The 9,821-nt window shown below is 61.5% G+C and carries 9 protein-coding genes and 1 riboswitch; of the genes, 4 read left to right on the top strand and 5 right to left on the bottom strand.

The window, feature by feature from the left end:
* Both AB5Y53_RS11720 and AB5Y53_RS11715 read left to right on the top strand, forming a co-directional pair.
* The coding region (locus tag AB5Y53_RS11720) for a hypothetical protein (RefSeq protein ID WP_368182085.1) at positions 1 to 227 on the top strand (227 nt) is incomplete at its 5' end.
* A 304-nt stretch (positions 228 to 531) separates the two neighbouring features.
* Complete coding sequence (locus AB5Y53_RS11715) at positions 532 to 1,023, top strand: RNA-binding protein (protein ID WP_200164425.1); 492 nt, start codon at positions 532 to 534, stop codon at positions 1,021 to 1,023.
* A gap of 3 nt (positions 1,024 to 1,026) precedes the next feature.
* Here the strand turns inward: AB5Y53_RS11715 and murI are convergent, their stop codons facing one another.
* Together murI and AB5Y53_RS11705 are read right to left on the bottom strand one after the other, a co-directional pair.
* Positions 1,027 to 1,815: a glutamate racemase gene (murI, locus tag AB5Y53_RS11710; protein WP_201970121.1), complete on the bottom strand. Its 789-nt coding sequence runs from the start codon at positions 1,813 to 1,815 to the stop codon at positions 1,027 to 1,029.
* A gap of 109 nt (positions 1,816 to 1,924) precedes the next feature.
* On the bottom strand, positions 1,925 to 3,790 hold the full coding sequence (locus AB5Y53_RS11705; RefSeq protein ID WP_045522701.1) for a TonB-dependent receptor: 1,866 nt from the start codon (positions 3,788 to 3,790) through the stop codon (positions 1,925 to 1,927).
* 51 nt (positions 3,791 to 3,841) lie between these two features.
* Positions 3,842 to 4,020, bottom strand: a riboswitch (cobalamin riboswitch).
* Positions 4,021 to 4,227: 207 nt separating this feature from the next.
* Here AB5Y53_RS11705 and purE point away from each other — a divergent pair.
* On the top strand, positions 4,228 to 4,737 hold the full coding sequence (gene purE / locus AB5Y53_RS11700) for a 5-(carboxyamino)imidazole ribonucleotide mutase (RefSeq protein WP_029313402.1): 510 nt from the start codon (positions 4,228 to 4,230) through the stop codon (positions 4,735 to 4,737).
* Positions 4,734 to 5,858, top strand: coding sequence for a 5-(carboxyamino)imidazole ribonucleotide synthase (locus AB5Y53_RS11695; RefSeq protein ID WP_368182082.1), 1,125 nt, complete (start codon positions 4,734 to 4,736; stop codon positions 5,856 to 5,858). The genes purE and AB5Y53_RS11695 overlap by 4 nt, the downstream gene beginning before the upstream one ends.
* A gap of 71 nt (positions 5,859 to 5,929) precedes the next feature.
* Here the strand turns inward: AB5Y53_RS11695 and AB5Y53_RS11690 are convergent, their stop codons facing one another.
* From AB5Y53_RS11690 to AB5Y53_RS11680, 3 genes are all read right to left on the bottom strand, one after another.
* Positions 5,930 to 7,123 (bottom strand): MFS transporter, encoded by a 1,194-nt coding sequence (locus AB5Y53_RS11690; protein WP_039040686.1) that lies wholly within the window; start codon positions 7,121 to 7,123, stop codon positions 5,930 to 5,932.
* 109 nt (positions 7,124 to 7,232) lie between these two features.
* Positions 7,233 to 7,961: a LytTR family DNA-binding domain-containing protein gene (locus tag AB5Y53_RS11685; RefSeq protein ID WP_010672346.1), complete on the bottom strand. Its 729-nt coding sequence runs from the start codon at positions 7,959 to 7,961 to the stop codon at positions 7,233 to 7,235.
* A 76-nt stretch (positions 7,962 to 8,037) separates the two neighbouring features.
* The gene (locus AB5Y53_RS11680; RefSeq protein ID WP_039040684.1) at positions 8,038 to 9,711 is read right to left on the bottom strand and encodes a sensor histidine kinase; all 1,674 of its coding nucleotides are present in this window, start codon (positions 9,709 to 9,711) and stop codon (positions 8,038 to 8,040) included.
* Positions 9,712 to 9,821: the final 110 nt, after the last annotated feature.

Below are 9,821 nucleotides of genomic sequence, written 5' to 3'. Positions count from 1 at the left end.
CTTCATCAGACATTGAAAATCAAAAATTGTTTTTGATGCTCGATGCTGTGAGTGCCCACACAGATTGCTTGATTCAAATTGTTAAAGAGCGTCACACTTATCGCGTTGAGGAGGCGCATCTTACGCTCCTCACTTCGAAAGTCAAGCGGTTGTTTTCGCTTTTCTTTCGGCGCCCACTTCCTAAGGAAGCTGGCTCATCAGGTTGGCGTGGTACGCCGTGCTGGTAGGGGCGCATTATAGGGAGGCCGGTTGCGATGACAAGGGAATTTTTGAAGAAAGTCACGGAAACTTCAAATTATCCAGTTAGAAACAACTTACCCAGTGTATATATACAATGTTATCCACAAGCTGATGATTTCAGCCCTCTTTTATTGGCATTTATCAGGATCTTCCTGGCTGAAGGAATGCCATACTGAAGCGGATAATTTGCCTCAAGTGGTCCATGGTAGCGTCTGGTCGTAAAGCTGGTTACCATGAAGGTGAATAGAGTGTTGCACCTTTTTTGCTTTCATTTACAAAAGGTCTTTAAAGATGAATTTATCCAAGTTTCCCGTTTATGTGCAGGCAGCAGTTCTTGCTCTGATATTGGCGCTGCTCGGCTATCTGGTTGCCCAGGCCCTGCAGTTCTCTCTGAAAGTCGAAGTCATTTTTGCCGCCGGTCTGGCCATTGGCGGTTTCGTGGTACCGCTCTTCCTTAACCGTACGCCTGCCACCGCCCTCGAACAGGCGACCAGCCAGGAGACCTGTACCTTATATGTAGGCAACCTGCCCTATCGCGCCAACGAGATTGCGGTGCGCGAACTCTTTGCCGAGCAAGGTCAGGTACTGTCAGTTCGTCTGATGAAGGACAAGGCCACCGGCAAACGCAGGGGCTTCGGGTTTGTGGAGATGCCTGTCGCCGATGCGGCCAAGGCCATCGCCGCGCTCAATGACAAGGAGTATCAGCAGCGCACCCTGAAAGTGCGTGAAGCAAATGACAAGCGGGACCGGGATGAGAAGGACGTCAACGACGTCGACGCCTGATATTCAGTACACCACTTCTTCGAGTGACGACAGCCCCCAAGCTTGCAAGGGGGCTGTCAGTTTCTGGGCCCCTGCATCCAGTCGCGTGCAGTAGGCACGCCCCGTCCCCTCGCCAGGCGCCTGGACCGACAGTGTCGCCAGCAGATGCGCCACCCGCCTTGCCACGGCAAGACCCGAATCGACCAGTTGGCATTCCGGCATCAGCTGTTTGATCTCTTCGTTGAGCAAGGGGAAGTGGGTACATCCCAGCACCAGGGTATCCGGCCTCTCCTCCCCTTCCATCCAGTCTGCGAGCACCTCTCTGAGCAGGGCCATATTGACCGGCAACCCCGCCAGCTTGCGCTCGGCTTCGATAACCAGTTCGGTGGCCCCCTTCAGCAGCACATGCTTGCCCGGGGCGAACTGGGCGATGAGTTCATGGGTATAGTCACGGCTGACGGTGCCGGGCGTTGCCAGCAGACCGATGTAGCCGTTACGGGTCAGGGCGGCGGCAGGCTTGATCGCGGGGACCACGCCGACCACGGGAATGCTGAGTGCGGTACGCAGGGATGGCAGGGCAATGGTGCTGGCGGTATTGCAGGCGATCACCACCAGATCGATGGCGTGCTCGGCCACCATGTGGCTGACCAGTCCGGTACAAGCCTCGATGAGGGCCGCCTCACTCAGCTCGCCATAGGGAAAGTGGGCATTGTCGAAACTGTAGAAATAGTTGTGCTCCGGCAGAGCGCGACGGATCTCCCCATAGACAGTCAGACCGCCCATACCGGAGTCGAACACGAGAATATTGGCCACCTGAGCTCCCCCTTGAATGCGAGGCCGCGATCATACTCCCGCCCGGCGCCAATAGAAAAGGCCCTGCCAATGGCAGGGCCCCTGATTTTTCAGAATCCAGACAAGGGGATCAGAGTGCGTAGTCCACCGTCACATAGTAGGCACGCTCGTCAGCCGGGTAACCCACCGAGGTCTGGTACTCCTTGTCCAGCAGGTTGCTGATCTTGCCGGAGACCTTCCAGGACGGTGCAACCTGATAGCCCACCGCCAGGTTCCACACGCTGTAACCGCCCAGCTGGGTGGTATTGGCCGCGTCACCATAACGCTCACCCTGGTAGATCCAGCTCAGGGAGCCATCGAACTGCTGCCACTGCGCCTGGCTCACCCACTTGGCCCCCTTGCGGGAGATCAGCTGCAACTGCTTGTCGGTGGCCTTGTCCTTGGGATCCTTGTATTCGGCGGAAACGCGATGGCTCAGCCAGCCGGTCTCGAACTCCCCTTCCAGTTCAACCCCTTCAATCCGCGCCTTGCCGACGTTTTGCGGCGTCCACATGCCCTGGCTGTCCGGTGCCCACTGGATCATCTGCTCGAAGTCGTTGCGATAACCGGTCAAGCGCCACTCCACACCAGCGGTCTGTCCGTCCAGCATCAACTCGTGGCTTTTCGACTCTTCCGGCTTCAGATCAGGATTGCCGGACCCCGGGTAGTAGAGATCGTTGAAGGAGGGGGCACGGAAACCGGTGCCGTAACGGGCACTGAGCCGATAATCCTCAACGAAGCGCCAGCCAGCGCCGGTTTGCCAGGTGTTGTGACGTCCGAACTGCTCGTTGTCATCGCTGCGACCGCTCAGCTCGGCCTGCCAGACCTGGTTGTCAAACTGGGCCAGGGCATAGAGCCCGGTGTTGTCACGCTCATCGGCGTCACTCGGGAAGGCGACGCCAGAGGAGCGGGAACTATCGTCCAGCATGTCGCGCTGCCAGTCGGCGCCGCCCCCCAGGGTCCAGCTCTCGTCCAGTTTGACGCTGTTGACCCAGTTCAGGGTGTATTGGCGGGTATAGAGCCGATCAGCGGACTGATCGCGGCCGCTGGTATCCGGGTAGTCGTAGGCATCCTGTTTGGAGAAGGCGCCGCGCAGCTCGCTCAGGTAGCGCTCATCATGATAGCGGGAGCCGAGCTGGTAGCTCTGGTTCTCGGTCCAGGTCTCGTTGCGTTGATGAAACGCCGGGCCCCAGGCGGAAGCGGCAGAGGATCTGTCGTACTGGGCAATGTTGCGGAACCAGCGGGTCGTACCGAACAGATCCCAGTTGCTGGCCAGCGCCTGCTGATAATCCACCATGGCGTTATAACCCCGGTGGCCATGCTTGTCGCCATCGTTCACCCCGGCGATGGGGTGCACGTTGTAGCCGGTCTCGTCATCGAAACCACCAGCGACCTTGATCTGACCCGCATCACCCACCTGGCTGGCGCTGCTGAAGGCAGCCTGACGCTGCTTGTGGGAGCCCGCGCCCAGGTTGAACTTGTGCTGATTGGTCCCCTGGTCCGGGCGAGTGATGATGTTGATGACCCCACCGATGGCATCGGACCCATAAATAGTGGCGCGTGCACCGCGGATATATTCGATCCGCTCCACCTGGTTGAGGGGCAGGTTGTTGAGCTCGGTCATCCCGGCGGTCAGAGAGGCGCTGCGCACCCCATCCACCAGCACCAGGGTCTGGGAAGAGGTGCCACCACGTACCCGCAGCGAGCTGAGCTGGCCGCGGCCGCCGTTGCTGACCACTTCCACGCCGGGCAGGGTCTTGACCACGTCGGTCACGGTCTGGGCTTGCAGGCGATCGATCTCGTCACGGGTCACCACGTTGACGGGAGCCAGCACACTGGAGGCAGGCTGGGCGACACGGGTAGCGGTCACCACCATGGTGGGATTGACGGGGATGGTCAGTTGTTGGGCAAAGGCCGCCGTTGGCAACAGGGCAGCCGCCAATAATGTCTTGGACATGAGAGATCCTTAAGTTCGCGTAAGCATCTACTTCGTGGCCGGTTTCTCTCGGCCCGAAATACGAACTTTGGCAGGTCTTCGGGCTTGGGGGCTGATGGCCTACGGCGACGGCTTCCCACCTGACGGCAGTGCCCTGATGTCGCTTCGTTCCCCCTTACCGCTGCGCGCCAGCTCCGGATTCTCACCGGATTCCCTTTTAAGCATGATGCGCCAAAGCGGGGGGATTATAGGCAGAGCCGTCTTGGATGTATAGCCATCTGGATTTCTAATGTCGTTTTTACCCAAAGTCGGTGCCAAGTGGCGCAGATCCTCGCCCCCTCTCGTACCTTGAGGCTCGTTGACCGTCATTCGAGCGGGTCAAACACAAGAAATGTTGAGCCAGATCCCACGGCTTTTTGGTAACATGCGGCAAACGTTTGACATCCGAGGAAGCCGTAATGACGACCCCCCCTATGATCGGCCTGGTAATGGGCTCCGACTCTGACTGGCCCGTGATGCAGGCCGCCGCCCGCATCCTCAAGGAGCACGGCGTACCCTATGAAGCGCGCGTCGTATCCGCCCATCGCACCCCGGATCTCCTGTTTGAATATGCCGCCAGTGCGCGCGATCGCGGTCTGCGCGCCATCATCGCCGGCGCCGGCGGCGCAGCCCACCTGCCGGGCATGCTGGCCGCCAAGACCACGATCCCGGTGCTGGGCGTGCCCATCCCCACCCGCCAGCTCAAGGGGATGGATTCCCTGCTCTCCATCGTGCAGATGCCCAAGGGCGTACCGGTCGCCACCTTCGCCATCGGCGAGGCGGGTGCCGCCAATGCCGGTCTGTTCGCCGTGTCCCTGCTCTCTGTCGCCCAGGATGGCGACGCTCCCCGTTATCACCAGCAGCTCGATGGCTTCCGCGCCAAGGAGCGCGACCGGGTGCTGGCGCTCACCCTGGAGGAGCCGGCATGATACTGCCCCCCGCCACTTTGGGTATGCTCGGTGGCGGCCAGCTCGGCCGCTACTTCGTGATGTCTGCCCACCGTCTCGGCTACAAGGTGATCGTGCTGGACCCGGACCCCATCAGCATCGCCGGTGCAGCCGCCGACGAGCAGATCGTGGCCGCCTATGACGATACCGATGCCCTGCGCGATCTGGCCAGCCGCTGCGACGCTATCACCTGCGAGTTCGAAAACGTGCCCGCAGCCTCCCTGGCCCTGCTGGAGCAGTACAAGCCGGTGCGCCCGGCCGCGAGCGCAGTACGTGTCTGTCAGGATCGCCGGGAAGAGAAAGCCTTCCTGACCCGCGCCGGCGTACCGGTTGCCCCGAACCTGACCCTGCTGCCCGGCGAGCCGCTGCCCGCCCTGCCAAGCGACCTCTTCCCCGCCATCCTCAAGACCGCCCGCGAGGGCTACGATGGCAAGGGGCAGTGGACTATCCACAATGCGGGCGAATTGCCAGCGGCCCTGGCCGCCAGCAGCGTGCCCTGCGTACTGGAGAAGCGCCTGCCGCTGGAGGGGGAATTTGCCCTCACCCTGGCCCGCAGTCCGAGCGGTGCCATCAGTGCCCTGCCCCTGGTGCAGAACTGGCACAGCGGCGGCATCCTGGATCAGACTCGCTCTCCGGCCAATGTGCCCGCCCTGGAGCGCGAGGCCCAGCGCATCGCCGAGCACATCATCGCCGCCCTCGACTATGTGGGCGTGCTGACGGTGGAGTTCTTCCTGGTCGGCGGTGAGCTACTGGTCAACGAGATGGCCCCCCGGCCCCACAATTCGGGTCACCCCAGCATCGACAACGCCGGTTGCAGCCAGTTCGAGTTGCAGGTGCGCGCCCTGTGCGATCTGCCGTTGCCGGCACAGGCTGAGGTTCAGCCCGCCATCCTGCTCAACCTGCTCGGGGATCTGTGGCAAGACGGCACGCCGGACTGGGCCGGCGCCCTGGCCCTGCCCGGGGTGCACCTTCACCTCTATGGCAAGGGCGAAGCCCGCCCCGGCCGCAAGATGGGCCACGTCACCGTCACTGGCCGCGACTGGCCGGCGGTCGAGGCCACCGCGCACCAGCTGCGCGCCCTGCTGGGTCTGCCCCCACGCTGAGCCCATCCCTTGACATGCAAAGACCCGGGCCAAGGCCCGGGTCTTTTTTATGACTTGAGAAACGAGAGGGATCAGGCCCTGTCGACAGCCGCAACGGGAGCCGGCAGGCGGATGGTGAGGGAGAGCACCAGGGCCACCACCAGCAACACCAGAATGAGGTTGAAGGTCGCCATGAAGCCGCCGAACAGGGAGGCCACGATGGAGCCGATGATGCTGCCCAGACCAAAGCCCAGGTAGATGACGCCGTAGTTCTTGGTCAGGTTGTTGAGGCCGAAGAAGTCACTCACCAGCGAGGGGTAGACGGTGATGGTGCCGCCGAAGCTGAACGCCACGCAGGCCACCGCCACGAAGAAAAGGTTGGCATTGAGCGGCACGAACAGCAGCAGCGCCATGCCGGCCAGGGTAATCAGCTGGGCGATGGTGATGACCCGGATACGGGACATCTTGTCGGAGAGGATGCCCAGCACCAGCCGGCCACCCAGGTTGGCCATGGCGATGATGGCGACGGCGTTGGCGGCGACCACGGCCGGCAGGCCCACCATCTTCTCGCCGATGTCCTTGGCCACGCCGATGACGTAGAGACCGCTCATGCAGGCGGTGAGGAACATCAGCGCCAGCATCCAGTACTGGGGCTTGCGCATCGCCTCGGCCAGGGTGAAGTCGCGGCTCTCGCTCTGCTGCACGGCGGCGGCCTGCTTGGGCGCATCCTTCATCAGCATGCCACCCACCAGCACCATGGACATGGCGATCAGCCCCCACAGTTGGAAGGTGGTCTCAAGGCCGTTGCTGGAGAGCAGCAGCAGGTTGATGTACTTGAAGCCGAGGCTGCCGAGGCCATAAGCACCGATAGAGCAGGCGGAGATGAGCCCCTTGCGCTCCGGGAACCACTTCACACAGTTGGAGAGGGTCATCAGGTAGCCGGTACCGTCTGCAAAACCGACCAGAATGCCGGCGCAGAGGTAGAGCATCGCCAGGTTGCTGGCATGAGCGGTGAGGAAGAAGCCGATGCCGAGCAGCACGCCGGCACCCAGGGTGACGTTGCGCACCCCGAACCGCTCCTGCAGCTTGCCTGCCAGGGAGGAGGCCACCGCCAGGGAGAGGCTGAGCAGGCCGAAAGCGAAGGCGACCTGGCTCACCGGCTCGTCCAGCTTGTCAGAGAGCTGGGCGTTGAACAGGCTCCAGGTGTAAACGGATCCCAGCGCGAACTGGGTGATGATGGTCCCCAACAGGGTGAGGTAGCGGGTGCGATTCAGCTCTCTGGTCATGATGCGTCTCGAGGAATGGCCTTAAGGAAACTGGGGCCACTATAGGCAAGACGCCGCTCCCGCCGACCGATTACGGCATGAAATGCAGATCGGCGGGAATGAATGACAATCAGAGCCGCATCAGCTGACGGAATGCCTTGATGTTGCTGCGACTGACCGGCACCTCGAACGGCAGGTCATGGAGCCGGATGAGATAGGTGCTGTTGAACCAGGGCACTATCTCGCGAATCTTGTTGATGTTGACGCAGTAGGAACGGTGGCAGCGGAAGAACCCCTCGGCCGGCAACCGACTGACGAACTCGCTGAGGGTCATGGTCATCACGTAGCGATCGGTACGGGTGTAGACATGAGTCAGCTTCTCGTCGGCTTCCGCGTAGTAGATCTGCTCGCAGGGGGTGACGATGATGCGCTCCCCCTTCACCAGATTGACGGTGCGGTTCTGTGGCGTCCCGGGCTCCGCACCCTGGGGCTGGGACTTGCCCGCCAGTTCGAGCTTCTGCAGCAGATTGATGAGGCGCGGCTCGTTGTAGGGCTTGAGGATGTAGTCGAATGCCTCCAGCTCGAACGCCTCCACCGCAAACTCCTTGTAGGCGGTGACGAAGACGATGTGGGGCGGATGGCTGGACTTGTGCAGGTTCTTGGCCAGCAGCAGGCCATCGATGGCGGGGATCTGGATATCCAGAAACACCACGTCCACCTCGTGATCCTGCAGATACTTGAACGCCTCCAGCCCATCCTCGAAGCTCGCCACTATCTCGATGTTGCTGTGCTGCCCCACCAGAAAGGCCAGCTCCTCGCGGGCCAGATACTCATCTTCCACAATGATCGCTTTCAGCATGACATTGCCCCCATAAGGAGCACAGGAGAGGCCAGCTCCTCCCGTATCAAACATTCGTCTTCCACTATGATCGCTTTCAGCATGGCATTGCCTCCTGATCAGGCAGATAGAAACAGACTTCGGTCCCCGGCTCCAGCCGCTTGAGGTGCAGGCCGTCGCCATAGAGCAGTTTGACCCGCTGATGCACGTTCATCAGACCGATGCTGCGGCTCTCCACCCGACCGGCGGCGACCCCGTCGATCACCGCCTGGCTGATGCCGTAGCCGGTGTCGCGCACCGCGACCCGGATGCCGCCCGCCAGCTGCTTCACCTCGATGGTGACCCGACCCGGCGCACTGCGGGGCTGGATGCCGTGCAGGATGGCGTTTTCCACCAACGGCTGCAACAGCAGGCTCGGCACCTGGATATGCACGTCGTCCACCTCGAACACCACCTCCAGCTTGTCGCCGAAGCGGGCCTGCTCGATGGCCACGTAGTCGCGCACCTGCTGCAGCTCCTCCTGGATGTCGATGAGGGTGTCCCCCTTGTTGAGGTTGTAGCGCAGGTAATCCGCGAGATTCGCGATCAGCTGGCGTGCCTGCTGGGGACGGATGCGGATCAGCGACGAGATGGCATTGAGGGCGTTGAACAAGAAGTGGGGGTTGATCTTGCTCTGCAGCGCGGTGAACTCCGCCTTGCGGGTCATCTCCTTGAGCTGCTCGATGCGCGACACCTCCATCTGGGTGGAGATGAGCTGGGAGAGACCCACCGCCATCTCCTTGAGGGAGCTGGTGATGCTGTGGGTGCGGCGATAGTAGATCTTGAGGGTGCCGCTGACGGCGCCGTTTTCCCGCAGCGGAATAATGATGACCGAGTGAAAATCGGAGAGGTGATACTGGCGCAGATCGTTGTTGATGATGATCTGGTCCAGCAGCACCGCTCTGTGGGTCATGTCGCTGATGGCGTGGTGCTCGTCCAGCTCGTAGTAATCCTTGCCCACCCCCACATAGGCCAGCACGTCGCGGGTATCGGTGATGGCCACCGCATCGGCGCTGATCTCGCTGCGAATGATGCCGCACACCTGGCTCAGGGAGTGGCGATCGATGTTCTGGAAAAACGGCAACGTCTTGTTGGCGATGTCGAGCGCCAGCTTGGCCTGCTTGGCGGCAATCAGCTCCTTCTCGTCATCCAGATCCTGCACCAGCTTGATGATGAGCCCGATACAGAGCGCCCCGGCGATCATCGGGTAGGCAATATGACTGACTATCTCCACACCTACCGCATGGGGCTCGGTCAGTTGCCAGATCAGCAGCATGGTCAGCCCCTCGCAGGCCATCCCCGCCAGGATGCCATAGAGCCAGAGCCGCGACTTGCGACAGCGCAGGTGCAGCCAGGTGGCCAGCAGGCCGGCGATGATGCTGGCGATGAGACAGGGAATGGAGGTGTGGCCATCCATGTCGATGAGATAACGGTGCAGCCCCGAGATGACCCCGGCCGGAATGCCGACCCAGGGGCCGAACAGGATGCCGCCCGAGATGATGGCGATGATCCGCACATTGATGAGGGCCCCCTCCACCGGAATGCCGGTGTAGGTGCTGAACACCGCGAACAGACAGAAGATGGCCGCCACCAGCACCAGCTCAGCCGGGGTGTGGTCACGCTTCTGGAACAATCGCTGAAACGGCCGGGTGCGGGTGAGAAGAAAGAGCGTCATCAGCATCAGCGCCGCCCGCTCAAACACCGCCAACAACATCATCTGATTTTCGAGCATGGCTCTCCTCCGTCAATGGCATGGCGCCAGGGGGCGGATCATACCCCTTATCTGCCGCCGACTCATGGGCGAATCCGGGGAGAGCGGTTCAGCTTTCGGGGAAAGCGCCG

This window comes from Aeromonas sp. R7-5 (genome assembly GCF_040908015.1).
In the GTDB taxonomy this organism is placed as follows: Bacteria; Pseudomonadota; Gammaproteobacteria; order Enterobacterales; family Aeromonadaceae; genus Aeromonas; species Aeromonas caviae.
The sequence above is the reverse complement of the archived record's forward strand: the minus strand, read 5'-3'. Positions and strand labels throughout refer to the sequence as shown.

Excerpts from the sequence above, each read along its gene's own strand:
- purE (WP_029313402.1), top strand. The coding sequence starts at position 4,228 with ATGACGACCCCCCCTATGATCGGCCTGGTAATGGGCTCCGACTCTGAC.
- AB5Y53_RS11715 (WP_200164425.1), top strand. The coding sequence starts at position 532 with ATGAATTTATCCAAGTTTCCCGTTTATGTGCAGGCAGCAGTTCTTGCT.
- AB5Y53_RS11690 (WP_039040686.1), bottom strand. The coding sequence starts at position 7,123 with ATGACCAGAGAGCTGAATCGCACCCGCTACCTCACCCTGTTGGGGACC.
- AB5Y53_RS11695 (WP_368182082.1), top strand. The coding sequence starts at position 4,734 with ATGATACTGCCCCCCGCCACTTTGGGTATGCTCGGTGGCGGCCAGCTC.
- AB5Y53_RS11685 (WP_010672346.1), bottom strand. The coding sequence starts at position 7,961 with ATGCTGAAAGCGATCATTGTGGAAGATGAGTATCTGGCCCGCGAGGAG.
- AB5Y53_RS11705 (WP_045522701.1), bottom strand. The coding sequence starts at position 3,790 with ATGTCCAAGACATTATTGGCGGCTGCCCTGTTGCCAACGGCGGCCTTT.
- AB5Y53_RS11680 (WP_039040684.1), bottom strand. The coding sequence starts at position 9,711 with ATGCTCGAAAATCAGATGATGTTGTTGGCGGTGTTTGAGCGGGCGGCG.